This is a genomic window from Lachnoanaerobaculum sp. (genome assembly GCF_057250505.1).
The window spans coordinates 6,210-6,726 of sequence record NZ_DBHIEQ010000054.1 but is presented as its reverse complement, the minus strand read 5'-3'; the positions used below and the strand labels follow the sequence as shown (position 1 = coordinate 6,726).

Annotated in this window: 1 pseudogene; it reads left to right on the top strand. The window is 41.0% G+C overall.

The features are described from left to right. Positions 1–517 (top strand): annotated as a pseudogene (locus ACO6FI_RS12990) (clostripain-related cysteine peptidase); the annotation flags it as partial.

Sequence of the window (517 nt, the reverse complement as noted above, 5' to 3'; positions counted from 1 at the left end):
TCATTGATGAGAGCAATAGAAGCGCAAGAGGACAGTCGACCACACTTTCTCTAGTGGATTTGGCGGAACTTAAAGCTACTATGCCTGCAGGCTTATCAAGCTTTGCAAGGGATACTGCAAGCTATATAAAAAATAAGGAATATAATAAAGTATCAACCGCCAGAACCGCAAGCAGGGAATTTGCAAAGTCATCCAATATCGACCAGGTAGACTTGGTAAATCTTGTATACAATCTTGAGCAGAGTGAGTCAAACAATACAATACAATCGGTGCTTGGTGCGGTAAAGTACAACAGAACATCATCGAATATGGCAAATTCATATGGACTTTCAATATATTTTCCATATAAGAAGCTTTCAAAGGTGGACAGAATGATTCAGACCTATGGCGATATAGGTATGGACAGTGATTATACCAAGGTAATACAGCAGTTTGCTTCGCTGCAGGCGAGCGGACAGATAGCAGGTGGCGGAGAGAGTTCACCAATGTCTACACTTAGCGGTAATAATTCAAATAC